At 51.0% G+C, this 24,809-nt stretch carries 17 protein-coding genes; 6 read left to right on the top strand and 11 right to left on the bottom strand.

Features of this window, described 5'->3' with window-relative positions:
- The first annotated feature begins 38 nt into the window (after positions 1 to 38).
- Positions 39 to 785 carry a GntR family transcriptional regulator gene (locus tag BSPA111_RS03900; protein WP_183269874.1) on the top strand — a complete coding sequence of 249 codons (747 nt, stop codon included), beginning with the start codon at positions 39 to 41 and terminating at the stop codon, positions 783 to 785.
- Here the strand turns inward: BSPA111_RS03900 and BSPA111_RS03895 are convergent.
- The 3 genes from BSPA111_RS03895 to BSPA111_RS03885 are packed head-to-tail and all read right to left on the bottom strand — an operon-like array spanning position 759 to position 4,019.
- Positions 759 to 1,739, bottom strand: a complete 981-nt coding sequence (locus tag BSPA111_RS03895; protein WP_183269873.1) for a PfkB family carbohydrate kinase — start codon at positions 1,737 to 1,739, stop codon at positions 759 to 761. The genes BSPA111_RS03900 and BSPA111_RS03895 overlap by 27 nt on opposite strands.
- The gene (locus BSPA111_RS03890) at positions 1,726 to 2,742 is read right to left on the bottom strand and encodes an ADP-ribosylglycohydrolase family protein (RefSeq protein ID WP_183269872.1); all 1,017 of its coding nucleotides are present in this window, start codon (positions 2,740 to 2,742) and stop codon (positions 1,726 to 1,728) included. The genes BSPA111_RS03895 and BSPA111_RS03890 overlap by 14 nt, the downstream gene beginning before the upstream one ends.
- Positions 2,742 to 4,019, bottom strand: a complete 1,278-nt coding sequence (locus tag BSPA111_RS03885; protein ID WP_183269871.1) for a nucleoside permease — start codon at positions 4,017 to 4,019, stop codon at positions 2,742 to 2,744. Before BSPA111_RS03885 ends, BSPA111_RS03890 begins: the two co-directional genes overlap by 1 nt.
- Before the next feature lie 278 nt (positions 4,020 to 4,297).
- Here BSPA111_RS03885 and fbaB point away from each other — a divergent pair, with 278 nt between their 5' ends.
- Positions 4,298 to 5,350 (top strand): class I fructose-bisphosphate aldolase, encoded by a 1,053-nt coding sequence (gene fbaB / locus BSPA111_RS03880; RefSeq protein ID WP_183269870.1) that lies wholly within the window; start codon positions 4,298 to 4,300, stop codon positions 5,348 to 5,350.
- Positions 5,351 to 5,563: 213 nt separating this feature from the next.
- On the opposite strand, the gene yegS is transcribed toward fbaB, so the two are convergent.
- A complete protein-coding gene (gene yegS, locus BSPA111_RS03875; protein WP_183269869.1) occupies positions 5,564 to 6,463 on the bottom strand; it encodes a lipid kinase YegS in 900 nt (299 codons plus the stop codon).
- A 260-nt stretch (positions 6,464 to 6,723) separates the two neighbouring features.
- Positions 6,724 to 8,085: a tRNA 5-hydroxyuridine modification protein YegQ gene (gene yegQ, locus BSPA111_RS03870; protein ID WP_064545158.1), complete on the bottom strand. Its 1,362-nt coding sequence runs from the start codon at positions 8,083 to 8,085 to the stop codon at positions 6,724 to 6,726.
- Between the two features lie 196 nt (positions 8,086 to 8,281).
- Here yegQ and BSPA111_RS03865 point away from each other — a divergent pair, with 196 nt between their 5' ends.
- The 4 genes from BSPA111_RS03865 (at position 8,282) to BSPA111_RS03850 (ending at position 13,678) form a co-directional block, all read left to right on the top strand.
- Entirely contained in the window at positions 8,282 to 8,929 is a 648-nt protein-coding gene (locus BSPA111_RS03865) for a helix-turn-helix domain-containing protein (protein ID WP_183269868.1), read from the top strand.
- Between the two features lie 374 nt (positions 8,930 to 9,303).
- Positions 9,304 to 11,559, top strand: a complete 2,256-nt coding sequence (locus tag BSPA111_RS03860) for an inverse autotransporter beta domain-containing protein (RefSeq protein WP_183269867.1) — start codon at positions 9,304 to 9,306, stop codon at positions 11,557 to 11,559.
- A gap of 52 nt (positions 11,560 to 11,611) precedes the next feature.
- Entirely contained in the window at positions 11,612 to 12,499 is an 888-nt protein-coding gene (locus tag BSPA111_RS03855) for a SinI family autotransporter-associated protein (protein ID WP_183269866.1), read from the top strand.
- Between the two features lie 90 nt (positions 12,500 to 12,589).
- Positions 12,590 to 13,678, top strand: coding sequence for an Ig-like domain-containing protein (locus BSPA111_RS03850; RefSeq protein ID WP_183269865.1), 1,089 nt, complete (start codon positions 12,590 to 12,592; stop codon positions 13,676 to 13,678).
- 30 nt (positions 13,679 to 13,708) lie between these two features.
- Here BSPA111_RS03850 and baeR read toward each other — a convergent pair whose 3' ends face one another.
- The 6 genes from baeR to BSPA111_RS03820 are packed head-to-tail and all read right to left on the bottom strand — an operon-like array spanning position 13,709 to position 24,699.
- Positions 13,709 to 14,431: a two-component system response regulator BaeR gene (gene baeR / locus BSPA111_RS03845; protein ID WP_183269864.1), complete on the bottom strand. Its 723-nt coding sequence runs from the start codon at positions 14,429 to 14,431 to the stop codon at positions 13,709 to 13,711.
- Positions 14,428 to 15,822, bottom strand: a complete 1,395-nt coding sequence (gene baeS, locus BSPA111_RS03840; protein ID WP_183269863.1) for a two-component system sensor histidine kinase BaeS — start codon at positions 15,820 to 15,822, stop codon at positions 14,428 to 14,430. The genes baeR and baeS overlap by 4 nt, the downstream gene beginning before the upstream one ends.
- Complete coding sequence (locus BSPA111_RS03835; RefSeq protein ID WP_183269862.1) at positions 15,819 to 17,234, bottom strand: MFS transporter; 1,416 nt, start codon at positions 17,232 to 17,234, stop codon at positions 15,819 to 15,821. Before BSPA111_RS03835 ends, baeS begins: the two co-directional genes overlap by 4 nt.
- On the bottom strand, positions 17,231 to 20,314 hold the full coding sequence (gene mdtC / locus BSPA111_RS03830; protein ID WP_183269861.1) for a multidrug efflux RND transporter permease subunit MdtC: 3,084 nt from the start codon (positions 20,312 to 20,314) through the stop codon (positions 17,231 to 17,233). The genes BSPA111_RS03835 and mdtC overlap by 4 nt, the downstream gene beginning before the upstream one ends.
- Complete coding sequence (locus tag BSPA111_RS03825) at positions 20,315 to 23,449, bottom strand: MdtB/MuxB family multidrug efflux RND transporter permease subunit (protein WP_183269860.1); 3,135 nt, start codon at positions 23,447 to 23,449, stop codon at positions 20,315 to 20,317.
- A complete protein-coding gene (locus BSPA111_RS03820) occupies positions 23,449 to 24,699 on the bottom strand; it encodes an MdtA/MuxA family multidrug efflux RND transporter periplasmic adaptor subunit (RefSeq protein ID WP_183269859.1) in 1,251 nt (416 codons plus the stop codon). The genes BSPA111_RS03825 and BSPA111_RS03820 overlap by 1 nt, the downstream gene beginning before the upstream one ends.
- Between the last annotated feature and the right edge of the window lie 110 nt (positions 24,700 to 24,809).

Genomic DNA, 24,809 nt, shown 5'->3' with positions numbered 1-24,809 from the left:
TGGGCTCTTTCTCTTCATCTTCCGGATACTTGCGCGACATGGAACAGGTTCACACTCAGCTCATTGAACAGCTTATCCAGCGGTTTTCGCAGGCCGATAACACACCGTTGTATTTGAAATTCGCCGAAACGGTGAAGGCGGCTGTGCGTAGCGGTATTTTGCCGCAGGGCAATATTCTGCCGGGTGAGCGCGATCTCAGCCAGTTGACCGGTGTTTCGCGCATCACGGTGCGCAAAGCAATGCAGACGCTGGAAGATGATGGGGTGGTAACACGTTCGAGAGGTTACGGTACGCAAATTAACACCACTTTTGAGTATTCGCTCAAAGAGGCGCGTGGATTTTCTCAACAGGTGGTTTTGCGCGGTAAAAAACCGAACACACTGTGGGTCAATAAACGGGTGGTGAAATGCTCGCCGGAAGTTGCTGAACAACTGGATGTGGCGGCGGACAGCGACGTGTTCTTACTCAAACGCATTCGTTACGTTGATGAAGATGCGGTATCAGTCGAGGAATCGTATGTGCCTGCGCAATTGATTGCAGATGCCGATGATATCGGCGTCTCGTTGTATGACTATTTCCGCAGCCAGAATATTATTCCGCAGCGCACCCGCAGTCGTGTGAGTGCCAGAATGCCGGACAGCGAATTCCAGTCGCATATCAAACTGGAAACACCTGTGCCGGTTCTGGTGATCAAACAAGTCGCCTTTGATCCCCAAAACAGGCCTATCGAATACAGCATCAGCTACTGCCGCAGCGATTTATACGTTTTCGTCTGCGAGGAGTAGCGCTTCATTGAGTTGTTCAAGGTGCGGCGCGCAGTCTCCGCCACGATGACTGACCACGTAAGACGCGACCGCATTACCAAGACTTACCGCATCTGCCAGACTCCATCCCGCGGCAAGACCTGCCAGGGTGCCACCCGCATGGCTATCGCCCGCGCCTATGGTATCGAGGACGATTGCCGGGAACGGAGCCACGCGCCCAATTGCCGTATGTGAGCCGTACCACGCGCCTTGTTTATCGAGCCGCACAATGAGTGGCGAATCATAACGTTCAAGCCAGGCGCGGCAAATGCCTTCAATGTCGTCGCCAGCCACCTTCAACCCTTCGGCGGCAACGGCGGCCTCCTGGCGATTAAGCGAGACGATCGGTTTACAGGCCATAATCCGCGCCAGCAGAGCTGCTGGAATATCGGCAATGCGTGGCCCGAAGTCGATAAATGCTGTGACCGCATCGAGCGATTCAAGCCAGTTCACTAATAAGTCTGCGCACGGGCCAGCCAGTTGATACCCTGAAAGCGAAAGCAGAGTGCCTGGCGCGAGCTGAAGTTTATCCAGCCATTGCTGATTCCACTGATGCTCAACGCCACGAAATGACATAAACGTTCGTTCGCCGTCTGGCTCAACCAGCGCCAGACACCAACCGTTATCGCCGCTGTTCGTGTGGATTTCACTCGTGATGCCTTGTTTATTAAGGCTTGCACGAATGATATCCGCCCAGGTTCCCTGGCCAATCGGCAGCGCATTTTTCGAGGCAACACCCAGACGTGAAAGTGTCAGCGCGATATTCAACGCGCAGCCACCGATATTCACGCTTTGCTGTTGCAGTTCGATATCGCACCCGCGCCACGGCAGGGAATAAGCGTCGGCGATAACATCAATCACCGCCGAGCCCAGCACGCATACCGGGCGCTGCGCCACCAATGTTGGCAAGCGAGAATGTAATTCACTGGCTGTCATAATTTGCCTCCCGCTGCTGGCGATACGCCATAAACAGGCGGCTGTAACGCGTAAAGTCGAGCTGGTTAACATCATCAAGCTGCTGTTTTAGCTCGACATCAATGCTTTCTACGCCGTGGAGTGCACCACAAATCGCCGTCGCCATCGCACCGATGGTATCGGTATCGCCACCGAGGTTTGCGCATAAAATCGCGCAGCGATTTGGATTGGTTTGCGCCAGTTCCACCATCGCAATCGCCGCAGCAACAGACTCAATGGTGCTGGTGCCTGTACCGACCAGTTGATAAACCTGCTCCATGGCGGACTCCGTTCCGCGCGCGTTTCTGACAACGTTCAGCGCCAGTTCGATACGGGCACCGAGGGACGCATTAAATGTTGTGACCCGTTTTTCCTGAGCATGGCGGGCGATCGAAGGCAATTCGTCGCAGATGGTTTCCCAGCTAGCACCTTCAATAGCTTTTGAAATAGACCAGGCGATAACTACGGCACCGGCCAGGGCGAGATCGGATTTGTGCGTAGGGCTGGATGCAAGCGCCACTTCATCAATAAAAGCATCGAGATTGTGCGTCGGCAGTAGGCAACCCAGCGGTGAAGCGCGCATTGCCGCTCCGTTGGTCACGCCGTTGTTTTCTAGCTCGCTAACCGGTGTACCTTGTTTTATCGCCTTCAGGGCAATTTTGGATGTTGGGCCGAGCACGTTCTTATTGAACGCATCAAACCCTTCAGCCCAGGTCAAAATGTGGCGACCAATGGTGTCTGCGTTAATCGCGCCATCGTGCTCAATAATCGCATCCGCCAGCGCCAGCGCCATCGAGGTATCGTCGGTAAACTCTGCGCGGTTGAAATAACAGGCGGCGTTGTTTTCCGCAGGCCCAGGCAGGAAACGGTCAATCCAGCCGAAGTGCGACTTCACCCGCGAACGTGGCCACAACTCCGACGGCATTCCCATCGCATCACCTAACGCCTGGCCGTAAAAGGCTCCAAGAATTCGATTTTCCATCATTATGCTTCCTTTAAATCTTTTTCAGATTGATTGCCTGCAACGTCAATAGGGGTGATCTCTTTATCCGACTCACGGAAAAACACCAGGAACAGTACGGTAATCACCGCGATCATAATGGCACCGAAGCCCCACATTCCGGCCCAGTTGAACGTCTGGCCGTTGACCGGAGCAGGGAGGGCGAACATTTTTTCCATTAGCTGTGCGCCGATGCGATAACCGAGCAAACTCCCGAAGCCCTGGCAACATAGCGTGATAAGCCCTTGTGCCGCGGTGCGCATATGGACGGGCGTTTTTTTATCCACGTAGATATAGGCGGTGACATAGTAAAAGTCGTAACTCACGCCGTGCAGCAGAATGCCAAGGAACAGCAGACCGTAAGTAAAGATATGATCGGCCCCACCGTAGACGAAGAAACCGTAACGAATTGCCGCGGTGATAAGACCAAGCAGTAATACCTTTTTAATGCCAAAGCGCTTAATAAAGAAAGGAAGCGCCAGCATAAAGAAGATTTCGGAGAACTGTCCGAGCGTCATCCATCCAGTGGCGTTATGCATACCCACTTCGGTCAGATAACCGTTGGCAAAGATGTAATAGAACGCCAGCGGCATAGCAAACAGGAATGAGCAGAAGAAAAAGACCAGGAAGTTTTTATCTCTTAGCAACACGATAGCGTCGAGACCGAGCATCACTTTCAGGCTCATTTTACCGGTACTTTTCGGCGGCGTATTTGGCAGCGTCAGGGCAAAGACACCCAGCAGTGCTGAGCTAGCGGCGGTGATAAGCAATGGAACGTTGGTCGGTGAAATATCGCTAAAACCCAACATTTGCGGCAGGAAACCGCACACCAGGCCGGAAGCAATCCAACCGATAGTCCCCATGACCCGAATGCGCGGGAAGTCGCGCTCAACGTCCTCAACATTGGAGAATGCGATGCTGTTGGTTAGCGCAATTGTCGGCATATAAGTCAGGGAATAGGCCAGCAATAGCGGGAAAAAGTAAACGAACTCCGTTTGCTGAGCGGCCAGGTACATCAGCACTGCGCCGACAAACATCAACAGTGCCAGCACCTTTTGCGCGGCAAAGAAACGGTCAGTCAGCGAACCGACGAGAATTGGCGACAAAATAGCTGCGATCGCAGTACAGGCGTAAGACCAGCCGATTTCGGTTGGACTAAAACCACTTTTACTCAGGAATAGCCACAGAGGAACGAACCAGGCGCCCCAGATAAACCATTCAATAAACATCATGAATGAAAGACTAATAGTTGTACGTTTCATACTTAGAACCTTTCATGATTGTGTTGGGTACACCTTAACCATACCAATCAATAATACCTTTTAAATACCTTTACGTTGATTCTTTGAGCGCCGTAACAAAAATACCTCTTATAGCGGCAAAATGTTACACCGTAAAAGCAACCAAAAGTGCTCACCGAGTGGCGAAGCAGACCAGTCACGACCAGGATTAGGACTGCCTGTTTGCATCTACTTTCAAGCAGGTCAGGAATATCCATTCTCAGTGGGCAGGGGGCTCGCTGAAATAACGGGAGCGTATTATGACTGATATTGCGCAGTTGCTTGGCAAAGATGCCGACAGCTTGTTACAGCATCGTTGTATGACTATTCCGGCAGACCAGTTGTATCTGCCTGGCTCAGATTATGTAGACCGCGTAATGGTGGATAACAACCGTCCGCCTGCGGTGTTACGTAATATGCAGACGCTATATAACACCGGTCGTCTGGCTGGCACCGGTTACCTCTCTATTTTACCCGTAGACCAGGGCGTTGAGCACTCCGCCGGAGCATCATTTGCGGCAAACCCGCTCTATTTTGACCCTAAGAACATTGTTGAACTGGCGATTGAAGCGGGTTGTAACTGTGTGGCTTCAACCTATGGCGTGCTGGCTTCGGTATCGCGTCGCTACGCGCATCGCATTCCTTTCCTCGTCAAACTGAACCACAACGAAACGTTGAGTTACCCCAATACCTTCGACCAGACTTTGTACGCAAGCGTTGAGCAGGCGTTCAATATGGGAGCCGTGGCAGTAGGCGCGACCATTTACTTTGGCTCACCGGAATCACGTCGTCAGATTGAAGAAATTTCTGTGGCATTTGAACGTGCACATGAGCTGGGGCTAGTGACGGTGCTGTGGGCGTATCTGCGTAATCCAGATTTCAAAAAAGAGGGAGTGGATTATCACGTCAGTGCCGACCTCACAGGCCAGGCGAACCATCTGGCGGCCACGATCGGTGCGGATATCGTGAAGCAGAAAATGGCGGAAAATAACGGGGGCTACAAAGCGGTAAACTTTGGTTATACCGATGACCGCGTTTACACCAAACTGACCAGCGATAACCCTATCGATTTGGTGCGTTATCAACTGGCAAACTGCTACATGGGACGCGCCGGTTTGATTAACTCTGGTGGCGCTGCAGGAGGTGAAACCGACCTCACGGACGCAGTTCGTACTGCGGTAATTAACAAACGTGCGGGCGGTATGGGGTTAATTCTGGGGCGCAAAGCCTTTAAGAAATCCATGTCTGAAGGCGTGAGGTTAATCAACGCGGTCCAGGATGTTTATCTGGATGGAAAAGTCAGTATCGCCTGATCAATCGCCCTCACCCTAACCCTCTCCCACAGGAGAGGGGATAGCTTTGTTTCTCCCGTGGGAGAAGAGATCGTTGTGTTTCTCCCGTAGGGGAGGGAACCATGATTTTTCTCCCTATCCCCGAGGGAGAGGGTCGGGGTGAGGGCATTCCTGCACCAGAACACGTAACCAAAACCTCCCCCCGCCACCTTCTTTATTTGCAGTAAATAACCGCTAGCCCAACAGCGGGCAATTTGGTGGCAGCCGGCAACTGAGCGCATTGGGGTGGATATCAATACGGAATTTCTGTCCGGTCAGCGGCTCGCCATCCAGGTTAAACGTAATATCATGCGGGGCTGTTATCTCAAACCAGGATGAACGCCCATCAATAATATTCGGGCTGTCATCCGGGCGCGTAAGCGTGTTAAAAATGGCTGGCAGTAGTTCTTCGCCAGTAAAAATACGCAGCTCCAACAGCCCGTCATTAATCAACGCTTGCGGGCAAAGTTGTTGCCCACCACCAGCCTGGCGACCATTGCCAATACCAATAACCAGCGCGTCACCTTGCCACTCGAAATCTTCCCCGCGAATTTCGCAACGGTCTGGTTTGAGTGTATCCATGCGAATCAGGCCGTGAATAAAATAGGCGATACCACCGAGTGCGGCTTTCAGTTTTTCTGGTGTTTCGGTCGTAATGCGTGTGCCAAATCCACCGGTAGCCATATTAATAAAGAAGGAGGATTCGTTAACCTGAACCAGGTCTATTGCCACGCCTTTGCCGACAATCGCCAGTTGTAGCGCTTTATCCAGTTCCTGAGGAATGCCGACGCTGGTGGCAAAATCGTTCGCGGTGCCCAGCGGTAAAATCCCCAACACCGGACGGTGTTCCGGGGCAAGCTGTGCAAGTGCGGTCGCCACTTCGTTGATGGTGCCATCGCCACCACCTGCGACGACAGTCGCCACTCCCATACGCCAGGCCTCTTCGACATAACGTATCGCATCCCCTTTTTCCCAGGTTACACGGATATGCACTGTGTATCCCTCTTCACGCATGACTTTCACCGCGCTGCGTAAGGTGTCGTTTTCTGCACCTTTACCGTTCAGGATAACAAGCGTTACTGGTAACTGCTCCATGGCATACCTCAGGAATTATCGTTGAATTGAGAGTGTATCTTATGCGTGGTGTTTACGGTTAAGAACGAGATGAGTCTGAGGGCTTGAGCAAAAAAGAAGGCCTGTGAAAGGGAGATTTCACAGGCCAATGAGGTGGTTCCTGGTATAGCTAGCATTTATGGGTTATGTTTTTCAGCGCTGAGATAATAACCGCATCTAACGAAGCGGTGTGTGATCGGTTTCTAAGAATTTTCTCAGCGCGAAAAAATAACGCAAATTAACTATTTAGCGTGCGGATCTCGTGAGGTCTGACCTGCCAGGTTACGCATTAGCAGAGCATAATCCAGCGATACATCTTCCGGCACAGGCATCCATACGGTATGACCATCCCCAGGCGCGACATCAATCGGCTGCGCTTTGGTGTTTTCCAGCACTTCGAGAGTGAAAGTGACGTTACCTTGCGGCGTCATTAACTCCAGGCTGTCGCCCAGCAGGAATTTATTCTTCACTTTTACCGCTGCCAGTTCGCCACGACGTTCCCCGGTGAACTCACCCACAAACTGCTGAGTTTCAGAAACCGAGTGGCCGTAGTCATAGTTCTGATAGGAATCATGATTATGGCGACGCAAGAAACCTTCGGTATAGCCACGATGAGCCAAACCTTCGAGTGTGGTCAGAAGTGTTGGGTCAAACGGTTTGCCTGCTGCTGCATCATCAATCGCACGGCGATAGACCTGAGCGGTGCGCGCGCAGTAGTAATAGGATTTGGTACGGCCTTCAATTTTCAGCGAATGCACGCCCATTTTAGTCAGGCGTTCAACGTGTTCAATCGCCCGCAGATCTTTCGAGTTCATGATGTAGGTGCCGTGTTCGTCTTCGAACGCGGTCATGTACTCACCTGGACGCTTGGCTTCTTCCATCATGAATACTTTATCGGTCGGTGCACCTGCGCCAAGCGTAGGTTCGATGTTTTGCACCGGAATCGGCTCGTGAAGATGCACGATATTGCCCACATCATCTTCTTTGCCTTCTTCAACTTTGTATTCCCAACGGCAAGCGTTGGTGCAGGTTCCCTGGTTTGGATCGCGCTTGTTGATGTAACCAGAAAGCAGGCAACGGCCAGAGTAGGCCATGCACAATGCGCCGTGAACGAAGATTTCCAGCTCCATGTCCGGTACTTGCTCACGGACTTCAGCAATTTCTTCAAGGGAGAGTTCGCGAGAAAGAATGACGCGAGTCAGCCCCATTTGTTTCCAGAACTTCACGGTCGCCCAGTTTACGGCGTTGGCCTGCACGGACAGGTGAACATCCATTTCCGGGAACGCTTCGCGCACCATCATGATAAGGCCTGGATCGGACATTATCAGAGCGTCTGGACCCATATCGATAACCGGTTTCAGGTCACGGATAAAGGTTTTCAGTTTGGCGTTGTGCGGGGCAATGTTGACAACCACGTAGAATTTTTTACCCAGTTCGTGGGCTTCGTTAATACCCAACTGGAGATTTTCGTGATTGAACTCGTTATTGCGCACGCGTAAGGAGTAGCGCGGCTGGCCCGCGTAAACCGCATCGGCGCCATAGGCGAAAGCGTAACGCATATTTTTCAGCGTTCCGGCTGGGGAAAGAAGTTCTGGTTTAAACATGATGTTCTCGTTCTGATATCAGGTCAGAACCGCCTCACCTGATGAAGCGGCTTGGAAAAGTGGGATTGCCACAATTTTAGGGTGGGAATTGTAACGTTATGGGAAAGGGGAGTAAACCATCGTTGCCGGTGCATGCTCTTATACCTTGAATTATTTAGGGTATACTTAAGGAAATTACAATGAATTTGGCTATTTTATGAATGATTTGAATAACCGAAGTGTTATAGAAAAGCCTCTGGAAAGCCTGAATCGCCTGATTGCTGCTTTTATCAATATTGCTAAACCTTTCCCTCTTGATGGCAAGCACACGGAAGCACGCTTAAAAGATAAAAAAGCGGGCTTTGAGATTTTCATTGTGACGAAAGGGCGAGTGGATATATGGCGTGAGGTGGATAATCGCCTGGTCGAAACCGCTTTTGCACCGACAATACTCGGGTTGCAAGGCTCTGCGTATCGATCCCAATATTATCACTTACAGTTCCCGGCAGGCTGCGAAGTCAGTACGCTCCCATTGCAAACGGCACTAGAAGTAATCGAGCAGCAGTCGTTGTGGCGTGACGTGTTTTACTACCAGGGCTATCTCAATGATCGACAACTGCATCATGAATCAATGCTGATAAACAGCTCCACTTATGAAACGGTTTGTTTATTTCTTAAAGAGTTAGCTCAATATGCGGATGACGAACGAGCAAAGCTAAGTGTCGCTGATTACATATTGCAGCGTTCAAACCTTGCGAGGAGCGGGGTAATGAAAGTGCTGGCAGATCTGCGTTTTGGTGGTTATATCGAAATTCACCACGGGAAACTGATTAAAATCCTCAATAACTTCCCCAAAAGTTATTGAAAAATTTCTTGTTTTTCATTAGCTCAAACTCTCCCGGACTGATTGTATTAATACAAACAGTCCACCTTCTAACACTTCAATTCGTGATCGGTTCATCGTCCAGGAATTAACTTGTTTCATATGCTTTATCTATATGAAAAGTTAAATCATATAAATGATTAATTATTTAGTCTGTTGTATTTTCAGGGTTTTATATTTTTTGTAGGTTGAGTTATCGCTTGTTAACGTTTATAAAGTGAAAATTCTATCCAGTTTTGGATATTTCAATGGTCAATAAACACGTTCATAATTTATCTCATTCGTAGCTTGGGAAGAGATTCTTATTTATTAACTCTATAAAGATGACTCTTTGCCGCTAATGCTTTTCGGTGCATATGAAAAAGATTGTATTTTATTTCCTGATGATGCCATCGTTAAGTATGTTATTTCCAGGGGTTAGTCATTCTGCTAATAACATCGCTTTGCCTGACCTGGGAAGTAGTGATTCCTCTATGAGTGAGCATAATTTATCCACAGTTTCACCTTCAAGCGATAAAAGTAATCTCGTTGAGAAAAAGACTTCTGAAATTTTGGTCAATGAAGCTCAGAGTAATTTCTATAATTTGACACGAGAAGGAATGAAATCTGAAGCATTGCAGTATGGTAAAAACCTTGCCACAGACGCGGCACAATCAAAAATTGAGTCGCTACTTTCACCTTATGGTCATATTGCAACAAGTTTAAATATTAATGATAAAGGGAATCTTGATGGTTCCTCGCTGGATTATTTAATTCCATGGTATGAAGGAGAAAGCGACCTTTGGTTCAGCCAATTTTCAGTCCACAAAAAAGACGGGCGTACTATTGCAAATATGGGGGCGGGCGTTCGCCACAATATTTCTAAAGAGTGGATGCTGGGTTCCAACGTTTTTTATGACCACGATATCACTCGCGGGCACCACCGCGCGGGCTTCGGTGGCGAAGCCTGGACAAATTATTTGAAATTGAGTGGAAACTATTATCTCCCACTTTCTTCATGGAAAGACTCACCGGATCTAGACGATTACGAGGAACGTCCTGCCCGTGGCTGGGATTTGCGTATGCAGGCTTATTTGCCTGCTTATCCGCAGTTGGGTTCATCGTTAGTGTATGAAAAATACTACGGCGATCAGGTCGCGTTATTTGGAACCGATAATTTGCAGGAAGACCCGTCTGCGGTGACGGTAGGCATTGATTACACGCCGGTTCCGTTGATTACCCTGCAAGCCGGCTACAAAAAAGGGGATGCGGAGACAAACGAAGCAACGGCAAATTTGAGCCTGGATTATCGCATCGGTGTCCCTTTATCAAAACAACTTGATGGCGATGAAGTCGCGCAAATGCGTACTCTCGCCGGTAGCCGTATGGATTTTGTCGATCGTAACAATGACATCGTGCTGGGATACCGTGAGAAAAACGATCTTGATGTAGGGCTTTATCTCAAACCTACCGGGACAGCGGCTGCCTGTATTCTGGCTGATGACCCCGATAGCGCTGAGGCTTATGAAGGCTGCCACTGGACAGTCAATGCTACCGTGACCTCGCATCTTAAACTTAAGAGCGCGCAGTGGGTACCGATGAGTAGCTTCAGCCCAGAAAACACACTGGGATTACCCGCTTTAGCACCAGGAAATATCAGTAACGGGCAGGACAACCATTGGAAGTTGACGTTCCCGGCATGGGGGGATTCAACCGATCCTAATGCGAATAAATACAGACTCGCGCTGACACTGGTGGATGATAAAGGGCATACGAAACAATCTAATGCCGTGAATATCATCGTGACAGAGGCGCCGATTAATTATCAGTTAGTGATTGATGATAGTGGTGAAGCGAAAAAGGCCACCAGGCTACTTGCCAATGGTAATAGTTTTGCAAATCTTGTCGCCAGTGGTGCCAAAGTTTCAGGTCTTGCTGGTGAAACGACGCCAGTAGATGCCCAGAACCTGGGGTTAACCTTCCATGCTTATAAAATGGAAGATAAATCGCATTCTCAGGAAGTCACGATTCACGCTTCAAAAAGTGAATGTTCATCAGGTACGGAGTGTCTTTTTTATAAAGAACCCCCATCGAGTGCTCAAGCCGTATTAGGCAGTACGATGAGCGGTGTCTTTTCGGTAATAGCGTCGAAGGATGATGATAATACCAAGAAAACGAACGCGGTATTAGTCGATTTTAGTCCGGCAAGCACCATGATTTATACCGCTATCGTTGATAGTGAAAATCCAACCGTTAATTTAACGGCGACAAAAGGCAATGTGCTTAAGTTGGGCCATAAATACCAGTTCAAAATTGCCTATGACAGCAATAATAATGGGCAGTGGGATGCGACAGACCGTGAAACCGTTTCGGATAGTAACCCGACGCCATTAATTTCGTTGGTCGATTATAAATGGTTATTTGATGGTCATTCATCTGACGGAACCAAAGGCGGTTACGCAGTGAATTCGACGAATAATAATATGATTTTCATTCCTGAAACTAACGCGCAAGCAAGCCAGGTATTTGCTAATGCAGGCGCTGATGGTGTGCAGGGATATGAACTGAAAGTTGACTATCAGTTAACACCATCAGGGCAACAAATTATGAATAATCTGCGCGCAGAAAAATAGGCTCAGAATATTCAGGTAATAGTTAATATTAACTTTATGAGTCAATATCGATATGAAAATATTTAATAAAACACTGCTTGCAACCATGGTCTTCGTCAGTTGCAGTCCTCTGTCGATGGCGACAGTAACAGACTCGGCGGGTACGCTTAACGGTACCGTTCCTGTTATTACATCAGGCCCTGGCGGCCCAGAACATAGTGTTTCTTTCACCAATGATCATGCCGGTGGTTCTACTGACGGGATGGTTCCGGGTGACAAAATCTCGATGGGTTATCTGGAGCACGATGCTGAAGGGGATACTAATAACAGTGCTGCTTCTATTAAATGGTTTACCACGACGGATGGCGTGGGGGCGAATAAAACGATGTTGTCGGGAAGCGATGGTAAAGGTTTTTATACCATTCAGAATACTGATGCCGGGCTCTATTTAGGAGCGGAAATTACTGAACAAACCTCAACAGGGGTGCCAACGACCGGACAAACCATCGTTATTAATGACGTCAGTAAAAACGAGAGTTCGGATAATATTCCTGATGGTCCAATTGTCGGCGGCACAATCGGCACCGCAATTGTCGATACCGCAGAACCAACGGTTAACCTGATTGGTAAATCGAACAGCGTGCTGCATGTTGGCCATACCTATCAGTTCCAGGTTTGGTATGACGTTAACAGCAACGGTAAGAAAGATGCTGGCGAACTCGACGCATCGGCTAACTATACCTACAAATGGGTCTTCGATGGCAACAGTGCAACAACCAACACTGCGGGTGGTTATGCTGTAAGCACTACGGATAACAAAGACCTGACTATCCCGGCAACGAACGCTGAAGCGAAAAATGTGTTTGCTTCTGCGGGGGCAGATGGTGTTCAGGGTTACGGTCTGAAAGTTGATTACACCGCGAAGGTTAAAGCGGTACTGAAATCGACCAAACGTAATTAATCGGTGTGAAGAGTGGGAATTGAGCTCTTTGGTGCTCAATTCCCACTGCAAGGATGCCACTTATTCATTGAGCCATTGCATGGTGAAGTTATGAAAATAAAGTATCTCAACTGCCAGGCAGTGGCATTTATTTTGTTTATATCTTGTGGGGTAATTAGCAAAGCCTATGCGACTGATTTAACCGGCAGTGCAGGGGTGGTTAATGGTACGCCTCCTGTTATTTATAATGATAACAATGAAACCGGGAAAGTGAGTTTTCATCGTGTCAATCAAACGATGAGTGTTGACGACGAGTTGGATATCACCGATATCATTAAATTATCGTGGACAGTTGCTGATGCTGAAGGCGATGAGGAAGCTTCACTCCCAACAGTAGAATGGATTTGTACCGATACAAGTAATAATAAGCGCGTGCTGGCTACGGGTATTAATCAATATGTCATTCATCCTGGTGATAAAGGTTGTACCGTTGGGGTCAACATAATTCCCACAACAATCACTGGCCTCCCACGGGAAAATATCGCGCTCTCTATCAAGGATATATCGACTTACGACGTTAATGATAATATTCCCAATGGTCCTGTTAACCCCCACTTGTTAAATATAATTAGCTATACCATCGCGCCTTCAAATCAAAGTGCAGCATATCATGTACCTGCTGAAAACAAACTCAACACTGCGTTTTCTGGTGCCCAATTCCAATTAGAAACGGATAATGTGGCCGAGCAAATTGATGAATGGACGACGAGTAATCCAGCGATTGCTACAGTGAGCGATACTGGGCTTGTGACTATCAAGGCAAAAGGAGCATTCAGAATTACAGCCCGGCATAATGAGTCGAAAGGATCAATTATCTTCAATCCGCAGAAATTCTTTATTTTTAGCGAAAATACCAAAATGAACTGGTATGACGCGAAGAAGTGGTGTGAAAACCAGGGGTATCGCTTGCCAGCTATTGATGAGCTGACAACAGCGACAAATACACGTGAAGTACCAAGTGATTCACTGTGGCAGGAATGGGGAAATAGTCTGAATGACGTCCCGCACGCGGGTTCCGTGTACTGGTCTTCTGATGAAATGGTTGCCGCTGAAGATGCTTATGCGTACATGTATCTTTCAGATGGTCATCGCTCGTCGAATGGGGCTGAAACACCAGAAGGCGTTGCTTGTATTGAGTAATAAATATGCGGGGTAAATTACCCCGCAGTTTCATGCAATACGGCAGGCGTCCGCTTCCCAACGGTATCCCACACCATAAACCGCGCGAATAAACGATTGTTCTTCATCTAACGCTTCGAGCTTGCGGCGCAGGTTTTTAATATGGCTGTCAATCGTGCGGTCGGTGACCACGCGATAATCGTCATAAAGCTGATTTAACAATTGTTCGCGCGAAAACACTTTGCCCGGTTCGTGAGAAAGGGTTTTGAGCAGGCGGAACTCTGCTGGTGTTAAATCTAACAGTTTGTCGCGCCAGCTTGCCTGAAAACGGCCCTCGTCGATAATCAGCGGGCTGATTTCGTCAGCAAGAATCGGATCTCGCTGGCGTTTGCAGCGGCGCAAAATCGTTTTGACACGCGCCACCACTTCACGCGGGCTGTAAGGCTTGCAGATGTAATCATCGGCACCAATTTCCAGCCCTAACAGGCGGTCAATTTCTTCGATTTTCGCTGTGACCATCACAATCGGCACTTCAGAGAAGCGTCGGATTTCGCGGCACAGCGTCAGCCCGTCGGTGCCGGGCAGCATCAAATCGAGCAGGATCAGGTCTGGCGGAGTCTGACGCACAAACGCCAGCACTTTATCGCCGTGGGTAATGAGTTCCGGCGCGTAACCGGCAGCGCGTAAGTAATCAATAAGCAACTGCCCAAGCTTTGGCTCGTCTTCAACAATTAAGATGCGCGGTGTGTTTTCGTCAATTGGTAACTCGATCATACAGGTCTCAAAGATTCTGACTGTAGAGGTATCTCTACTGTAATGCTAACCCCACCGAAAGGCGAATGCGTAGCGTATAGCTTGCCGTTATGGGCCTCGACAATGTTCTGGCAGATGGACAGCCCAAGCCCTGAGCCTCCACTGGCACGGTTGCGCGAGCCTTCGGTGCGGTAGAAACGTTCAAACAACATGGCTAGCTGTTCGTCACTCACGCCCGGTGCGCTGTCGGCGAAATGCATCACGAAACGCTGCTGGACAACTTCACCGGAGATAACCAATTGGCCACCCGTATCGGTGTAGCGCAGGCTGTTTTCCAGCAGATTATTGAATAACTGCATTAAACGGTCGCTATCCCCAAAAATGGTCACGCTGTCCGGTAGGGCAAGGCTAATGGTTAACCCGCGTGAATTGAAACGCTCACGAAACGCACCCGCCGCAATTTCCAACAGGTTAATGATATCCAGCGACTGCTTCTGATAAGCCAACGCCCCTTCGTCGGACATCGACAACTGGTGCAGATCGTCGACAAGTTTGGTTAGCGTGGCGACTTCCATTTGTAACGACGCCACAGATTCGGGCGTGAATTTGCGTACCCCATCCTGAATCGCCTCCAGTTCGCCGCGTAAAATTGCCAGCGGAGTACGCAATTCATGTGAAATATCAGCCATATATGCGCGCCGCATATTGTGATTTTTCTCAAGCGTGCTGGCGAGTTGGTTAAAGTCTTGCGCCAGTTTGCCCAGCTCATCCTGGCTGGTGGAGTCGACGCGGGTTGAGAAATCGCCCGCCGCCAGTTTATGCGTACCTTCAACCAGGCGTTTTACCGGTGCAAGTAAACCACGAGCCAGCAAGAAGGTGGCTGCTGCCGCCAGCAGCGAGGAAAGGGCGACGATAATCCAACTGGTGCGGCGTTGCTGCCTGTCGAAATTAATATCGGTATTGCGCGTTAATCGCTCAACGGGTGAGGCGACCACCCATCCGGCATCACGGCCATTGACGTTAATTGAACGGCGCATGCCGTCTGTCGGCACGGGGCCACGCGGGCCTACCAGCACTTTGTAATCCTGATCGACCACCCAAAACTGCGTACGCCAGCCATGCGGTGGCAAGTTACGGTTTTCTTCATCGCCATGCTCAAAAGAGCGCAACAGTTTGAACATAAAACGGTCGTTATTGCGCAGAAACTGCCAGTTACCGTGCTGGGCATATTGTTCGCCAAGTGCGTCACTTAACATTTCCAGGCGCTGTTCATTGCCGCGTTTGATGTAATCAATAAACCCATGTTCGAAGCTGAGCCGCACGCCCCAATGCATAATGGCCAATACCAGTAAACAGGTGGAGAAAATGGCCAAAAATAGCTTGCCGGTAATGCCTGGACGCCAGAGCTTCATGAGCTCCTCCTTTTACGCCGTGCAATCACGACATTTTTTGTGGTGTCTTTCGGGACGCGAGCAAAAATCAAAGCGGGGAGGGCGATAACCAGCGCCATGCTCAGATAGGTATACATAAAGACGCTATGGACCACCGTGCTATCCGCTGTCAGTTGATGATGACCGTACATCCCAAGCAGCATCCCGGCGATGGTGACGCCGATACTCATAGACAGTTGCATCACCATCGACAGCATACTGTTGCCGCCGCTTGCGAGGTCATCAGGCAAATCTTTTAGCGTCAGGGTGTTCATCGACGAAAAACGGGTGGAGTTCACCATGCCGAGCAAGAACAGCACCACCGGCAGCAGGTAATACCAACCCATCAGAGCGGTGCCCATGAACATCAGAATCACCAACGCTAAGCCCAGTGTGGTGGTGACTAACACATTGCGATAGCCAAAGCGGTTAACGACCTGCACCACAATACGTTTCATGCCCATACTGCCGAGTACCATTGGCACCATCATCAAGCCCGCATGGAATGGCGAGAATCCAAGACCGATTTGCAGGAATACCGGCGTCATAAAGGGGATCATGCCGCTGCCGATGCGCCCGCAAAAACTCCCCAGCAGACCGAGTGAGAAGGTTTGAGTCTTAAATAAATTGAGGTTGAACAAGGCGCTGTCATTGGCTTTGGCATGCCATAAGTAGAGCGCTAGCGCTGCGGCACCACCGCCAACTAACAGCCAGAGCGTAGATTGTGGGATGCCTAAACCTTTGGCACCATCCAGTGCGATGGTCAGTGCCGCCATGCCAAACGCAAGAAATACAAAACCCATCATGTCGAATTTACGTGTCTGCATGGTGTAATTCGGCATCAGCCACAACGTCGCGATCGCACCGATAATGCCAACCGGTAGATTGATCAGGAAAATCCAGTGCCAGGATGCATACTCCACCAGCACGCCGCCTAACGCCGGGCCGAGCAATGGGCCGATTTGCCCGGGCAACGTAACGAATGTCATTGCCGCCATATACTGTTCGCGTGGGACAATTTTCATCACCGTCAAACGCCCTACAGGGACCATCATCGCCCCGCCAATCCCTTGCACCACTCGCGCCATGACCAGTTCGTTAAGTGTCGATGCATGAGCACAAAACAATGAGCCAATAGTGAACAGCACGATGGCGGTGAAAAAAATATTGCGCACGCCAACCCGGTCAGCCAGCCAACCGCTGGCAGGCAGCATCACCGCCACTGTCAGCACATAGGCAACAATCACCGAGTGCATGTGTAACGGGCTCTCCCCAAGGCTTGCCGCCATAGAAGGGAGGGCGGTGTTGACGATGGTGGTGTCGAGCGACTGCATGAAGAAGCCGAAGGCGACAATCCACAGTTGCCAGCGGACGGCGGCAGGCAATTCGGTCATGGGTTCAATACCTCATCTTTACGAGCTTTTCGCACAAACCGTATCCGCAAACGATCAAAGAAAAGATAAACCACCGGCGTGGTGTACAGCGTCAGCAACTGACTGACGACCAGACCGCCAACAATCGTAATCCCAAGCGGTTGGCGAAGTTCCGCGCCGTCACCGCTGGTCAGCACTAATGGCAATGCACCAAACAGCGCCGCTAATGTCGTCATCATGATGGGTCTAAAACGTAATAAACAGGCCTGGAAAATCGCATCTTCCGGCGACAAGTTGCCGTTGCGCTGCGCGTCGATGGCAAAGTCCACCATCATGATGGCATTTTTCTTCACGATGCCGATTAACAGCATGATACCGATGAGCGCAATCAGGCTAAACGGGGCTCCAAATAATTCCAGCGCCAGCAGTGCTCCGACCCCTGCTGAAGGCAGAGTAGACAGAATAGTCAGCGGGTGAACGTAACTCTCATACAAAACCCCCAATACGATGTAAACCGTGGCAATGGCGGCGATAATCAGCATCACCTGGGATTTCATTGTGTCCTGGAAAACTTGCGCGGTTCCGGCGTACATGCCGCGCACTGTTGAAGGCACGCCGAGTGCGGTCATGGTGCGGTCAATCGCTTCGCTTGCTTCCGATAGAGACACGCCAGTTGGCAGGTTGAAGGAGACCGTTGAGGCCGCAGATAACCCCTGGTGATTGACCGACAGCGGAGCATTAGCAGGCTGCCATTTCGCAAACCACGATAACGGAATCGCCTTGCCGTCTTTGTTAATGACGAACATTTGATCTAACGCACTGATGTCCTGGGTGTAGCGCGAGTCAACTTCCATCACCACTTTGTACTGGTTAAGCGGTTGATAGATTGTTGAAATCTGACGCTGCCCAAAGGCGTTATTGAGCAAGGCATTGGCGTCTTCGACGCTAATGCCCAGACGTGCCATGGATTCGCGATCATAAATCAGATCCATTTCCGCACCGTTGTTCTGGCTGTCTGAGTTGACGTCAGCAAGCTGCGGCAGTTTTGCCAGCGCCTGGCGAATTTTAGGCTCCCAGGTTCGCAGGTCGGCTAAATTATCAGAAAGCAGGGTGTACTGATAACTGGCGTTGGCCTGCCTGCCGCCAACGCGAATATCCTGTACCGCCATCAAAAACAGACTGGCACCTGGCTCTTTCGCCAGCGATTTACGCAGGCGGTCAATGACCTGCTGCGCCGTCTCTTTACGCTCAGAAAGCGGCTTGAGCGAGATAAACATCATGCCGCTGTTGACCCGCGAACCGCCGGTGAAACCGGTCACATTCTCTACGGCAGGATCATCGCGAACAATTTTCATGAAATCCTGCAATTTACCGCGCATCGCCTGGAAGGAAATGCTCTGGTCGGCCTGAATATTGCCCATCAATCGTCCGGTATCTTGTTCCGGGAAGAAGGTTTTTGGGATGGCGATATACAACCAGATGTTAAGTGCAATGGTCGCTAACAGCACCACACCCACCAGTTTAGTGTGATTGAGCACCCATTTAAGTGAGCGTCCGTAGCCCTGCTGCATCGCCACTAACAGGCGTCCAAAACCACGGTTACGGGCAGGTGTATGCTTCGGTTTGTTCTTTAACAGCCAGCCGCACATCATTGGCGTAAGGGTAATCGACACCACCAGCGAAATCCCAATGGCTACCGACAACGTGACGGCAAACTCTTTAAATAATCGCCCTGGCAACCCGCCCATCAACAGTAGCGGCAAGAACACCGCCACCAGCGACAGGCTCATCGACAGCACGGTAAATCCGACTTCGCGTACCCCTTGCAGTGCGGCCTGTAACGGTTTCACACCCGCTTCGAGATGGCGCGAAATATTTTCCAGCACCACGATGGCGTCATCCACCACAAAACCGGTGGCGATGGTTAACGCCATCAACGACAGGTTATTCAGGCTGAAACCGCACAGATACATGGCGATAAAGGTCCCGATAAGCGATACCGGAACGGCCACCGCAGGGATAAGTGTCGCCCGACCTGAGCGCAGAAACAGGAAGACCACCAGAATCACCAGCGCGACTGAGATAACCAGCGATTGCTCGACTTCAGCCAGCGACGCACGAATGGTCGGCGAGCGATCCTGCGCAATTTGCAAATCTATTGAAGCCGGAATGGTTTCACGCAGTTCAGGAAGTTTCGCCCGGATCCTGTCCACCGTTTCGATGATATTCGCTTCCTGAGATTTACGAATCATCAGCAAAATAGCCGGTTTCGCATTGGCCATCCCGGCGTTGCGCACATCCTGAACGGAGTCGGTAACGGTGGCGACATCGCTCAAATGCACTGCACCGCCGTTGTTGTAATGGATGATTAACGGCTGATACTCCGCCGCCGTTTTCAGTTCATCGTTTGTCTGTAACTGCCAGCGCTGTGAGCTATCTTCCAGCGCACCCTGTGGGCGACGCACGTTGGCATCACTAATGGTTTTGCGCACCGCATCCAGTGAAACGCCCTGGTTAAACAGCGCTTGCGGATTAAGCGCCACGCGCACCGCTGGTAGCGAACTGCCACCGATGTCCACATCGCCCACGCCATCAATCTGTGCGACGGTTTGCGCCAGTTGCGTGGAGGCGAAATCATATAATTGCCCCTGAGAAAAGGTGTCGGAGGTCAGCGTCAGGATCATAATGGGCGCATCTGACGGGTTGGCTTTGCGATAGGTCGGACGGCTTGGCATCCCGCTGGGTAACAGACTTTGCGCGGCGTTGATGGCGGCCTGCACGTCACGAGCAGCACCGTTGATATCACGATCAAACGTAAATTCGAGAATAATGCGGGTGCTGCCGAGTGAACTTGATGAGGTCATCTCGTTAACCCCCGCAATGCGCCCGAGCGCACGTTCAAGCGGTGTGGCGACTGACGAGGCCATGGTTTCCGGCGAAGCGCCCGGCAGTGAAGCACTGACCATGATCACCGGGAAATCTACCTGCGGCAGTGGAGCAACCGGCAGCAGACGGAAGCCCAACACGCCACACAAGGTGATGGCGACCGTCAGCAAAATGGTGGCGACCGGTCGATAGATGAACAGTGCGAAGAATTTCACTTACACTTCCTCTTCACGATGATCTTCACGACGACCAAAACGGCGGCGCACAGCGTGCGACAGATTATCAAACAGTAAATAGATAACCGGCGTGGTGAAGAGCGTCAGCACCTGGCTGACCAGCAACCCACCGACCATGCCAATCCCCAGCGGGCGGCGCAGTTCAGCACCGGCACCCGTTGACAGCATCAGCGGTAACGCCCCCAGCAGAGCGGCAAGTGTAGTCATCAGAATCGGGCGAAAACGCAGCAAACAAGCCTGATAAATCGCATCGTAGGGTTTCATCCCTTGTTCACGCTCGGCCGCCAACGCAAAGTCGATCATCATGATGGCGTTTTTCTTGACGATACCGATGAGCAAAATAATACCGATGATGGCAATCACATCCAGTTCGGCACCCGCCAGCATCAGTGCCAGCAAGGCGCCGACCCCAGCTGTCGGCAGCGTGGACAAAATGGTTATCGGGTGAATAAAGCTCTCGTATAACACGCCGAGTACGATATACATCGCCACAACGGATGCGATGATGAGCCAAATCGTGTTGCCTAATGCGGCCTGGAAGGCGAGGGTGCTGCCCTGGAATTGGGTGGACATATCTGTCGGCATCGCGAGATCTTTTTCCGCAGCCGAAATCGCCTCCACCGCTTCTCCCAGCGAATGGTCACTGGTTACGTTGAAGGAGAACGTGGTCGACGGGAATTGGTCGAGATGGTTGATTGTCAACGGCGCAAAACGCTGCTCGATTTTGGCAATCGCGCTGAGCGGGACGCTGCCGCCATCAGTGCTGGCAAGACGGATGTTATCCAGCCCACTCAGACCTGGTGTTGCTCGGGTATCGTGTTCAAGAACAACGCGATACTGATTGGCTTGCGTATAAATAGTGGAAATCAGGCGCTGACCAAAAGCGTTGTACAGCGCGTTGTCCACATCTGACATCGAAATACCCAGACGGCTGGCGCTGGCCCGGTCAACATTCACATACGCCACCAGACCTTGATCCTGCCAGTCGCTGCTGACATCCGCCAATTCTGGCAAAGCCCGCAGTTTTTCGGTTAGCTTCGGCACCCATGTGCTGAGTTCGTCAAGGGATGTGGCCTGCAAGGTGAACTGATATTGCGTGCGGCTGACGGTGGTATCAATGGTCAGGTCTTGCACCGGCTGTAAATAAAGCTCAACGCCCGGCACTCGGGCTACGGCATTTTGCAGTCTTTCGATAACGACCGGAATACGATCGTCACGGTCACTGAGCGGCTTGAGGTTAATTTGCAAACGCGCGCTGTTTAGCGACGGATTCGTGCCGTCTACGCCTATAAACGACGTCAGGCTTTCTACCGCCGGATCTTTCATCACCACATCGGCAACTTGCTGCTGGCGCTGCGCCATACTGGCAAATGAAACCGATTGTGGCGCTTGTAACGTTCCCTGAATAATGCCGTTATCCTGAATCGGGAAGAAGCCTTTCGGAATGAAAATCCACAGCACGATGGTTAATGCCAGGGTGCCAAAAGCTACGCCCAACGTCAGCCACGGATGGTGTAATACGCGGGCTAAAAGGCGACCATATCCGGCAATGACACGGTCAAAGAAACGCTCGCTGGCGCGAGAAAAACGGTTCTGTTTGCGTAGCGATTCGTGGCTTAACATGCGGGCGCACATCATCGGCGTCAGCGTCAGCGACACCACCGCTGAGATCAAAATGGCGATAGCCAGCGTGACAGCAAATTCACGGAATAAGCGCCCCACAATATCGCCCATAAATAACAAGGGAATCAGCACTGCGATCAGCGAAAAGGTCAGAGAGATAATCGTAAAGCCAATCTCGCCAGCCCCTTTTAGCGAGGCGGCCAGCGGTTTTTCACCTTTTTCGATGTAACGCGAAATGTTCTCGATAACCACAATCGCATCATCAACCACAAAGCCGGTGGCTATCGTTAATGCCATCAGCGTGAGGTTGTTTATTGAGAAGTCGAGAAACACCATGACGGCGAACGTCCCAATCAGCGACAACGGAACCGCCACCGCGGGAATAATGGTCGCCGGGACATTGCGCAGGAACAGATAAATAATCATCACCACCAGTGCGATGGCGAGCATTAACTCATGCTGCGTGTCGGTAACAGAGGCACGAATATTGGTGGTGCGATCGCTGAGTAATTTGACCTCAACCGATTTCGGCAGACTTTTGGTTAATGCGGGCAACATCGCACGAATACTGTCGGCGGTGTCGATGATGTTCGCGCCAGGTTGACGTTGCACGTTCATCACAATGGCGGGCTGCTTGTTGGCCCAGGCTCCGAGCCAGGTGTTTTCGGCACCTTGTTCAACGGTTGCCACATCGCCAAGGCGAATTGGCGCACCGTTTTGGTAAGCAATAATCAGATTGCGATATTCTTCGGCCGATTGCATTTGGTCGTTTGCCGAAAGCGTCACGGCACGCTCCGGGCCATCCAGGCTACCTTTTGCCGAGTTCACGTTGGCGCTGGTAATGGCGGTACGCACGGTTTCACTGGTTAAGCCAAGGGCGGCAATCGCGGGCGCGTTCAGTTTCACGCGTACGGCAGGGCGCTGGCCGCCAGAAAGCGTCACCAGACCGACGCCGGAAACCTGTGAAATTTTCTGCGCGACACGCGTTTCCACCATATCTTCGACTTGCGTCATCGGCATCGCGGTTGAGGTCACGGCGAGTGTCATAATCGGCGGATCGGCAGGGTTAACTTTGCTGTATACCGGAGGATTTGGCAGATCGGTTGGCAGCAGGTTAGTGGCGGCGTTAATGGCTGCCTGAACTTCTTGTTCGGCCACGTCGAGCGGCAGCGTGAGCTGGAATTGCAGCGTCACAACCGAGGCACCACCGGCACTTTGTGAGGACATTTGTTTGAGTCCGGACATCTGCCCAAACTGACGTTCAAGGGGCGCGGTAATCGCCGATGTCACGACATCCGGGCTGGCGCCCGGATAGAGCGTAACGACTTGAATCGTCGGGTAATCGACCTCGGGCAGTGCTGAAACCGGCAGGAAGCGATAACCGATAATCCCGGCAATCAAGATAGCCACCATCAAAAGCGTGGTGGCAACAGGCCGCAGGATAAACAGGCGTGATGGGCCTCCTGTGGCGCTTGGTGGTAGCACCTGCATCAGGACGTCGCTCCGTTACGTTTGTGTTTTGGCTGTGTTTCAGGGCGAGTTTCGGGAAGCTCGGAGGCTGTTGAGTGCGCCTCGACCACTTCCACTTTCGCTCCTTCTGTCAGGCGGTCAATACCGTCTGTGACCACACGGTCACCGGTCGAAATCCCGGCGGTAATCACGACTTTCTGGCTATCCTGAATACCGACCGTTACCCGATGTTTACTGACCTTATCTTCGCTGTCGAGAACCCAAACGAAGTGACCTTCGTTGCCCATTTGCACGGCAGCCGTGGGGATGACGACCGCGTTTTGCTGGGTATCAACCAACATGCGCGCATTAACGAACTGATTGGGGAACAAGGCGTCATCTTCGTTATTGAAACGCGCTTTGAGTTTGATGGTGCCGGTTGTGGCATCAATTTGGTTATCGAGGCTCAGCAAAGATCCGCTGCTAAGTTTCTGTGTGTTGGTGCGATCCCAGGCTTCAACGCTCAGCGTCAATCCTGCTTTCTGCGCTTTTACCACGGTGGCAATATCATTTTCTGGCAGGGTAAAAATCAGATCGATAGGATGTGTTTGGGTCAACACAACAATGCCCGTGGTGTCGCTACTGGAAATCTGGTTACCAATATCAACTTGTTTCAGACCGACACGGCCATCAATCGGCGCGGTGATGCGGCTCCAGTCGAGTTGTAATTGCGCGCTGGCCACGGCGGCTTCATCGGCCTTGATCGTTCCGACAGATTCATTGACTAACGCTTGTTGCGCGTCCAGTTCCTGGCGTGATACCAGGTTGGTTTTGACCAGTTGCTGAAAACGCGCGAGGTCGCGGCGAGCATTTGCCAGAGTAGCCTGATCTTTTGCGAGTTGCCCTTGCGCCTGAGCCAGCGCAATTTTGAATTGGCTAGGGTCAATTTCTGCCAGCAAATCACCGGCTTTAACTTGTTGTCCTTCCTGGAAATGAATCGCCAGCAGTTGCCCGTCGACACGGCTGCGAACCGTCACGGTGTTCGCGGCGGTAATCGTTCCAAGCCCTGTCAGGTAGCGCGGCACCGATTCACTGGTCGCCGTTGCCGCCTGAACCGGAGCCAACGCACCGCCGCGCATCCCGCGGCTACCGCCAGCAGTGCGTTGTTGTGCAGATTGCGTACCCGAGGTGTCGTTACTTGAACTCGTGCTGCGCCAGTAAAAAACGGCGGCGATAACGACAATGACTGCGGCTGCAATCCCTATCCAACGTGCGGTGAAAGTGCCTTTCATATGTGTCCGTCTTCTCTTCCTGAAACGAGTAGGCTTAATGATATACCCGTCATACTTCAAGCTGCATCTTTGTTGGCTGCGTTCGCTCACCCGAATCACTTACTTATGTA

It is taken from the genome of Buttiauxella sp. A111 (genome assembly GCF_014189855.1).
In the GTDB taxonomy this organism is placed as follows: domain Bacteria; phylum Pseudomonadota; class Gammaproteobacteria; order Enterobacterales; family Enterobacteriaceae; genus Buttiauxella; species Buttiauxella selenatireducens.
The sequence above is the reverse complement of the archived record's forward strand: the minus strand, read 5'-3'. Positions and strand labels throughout refer to the sequence as shown.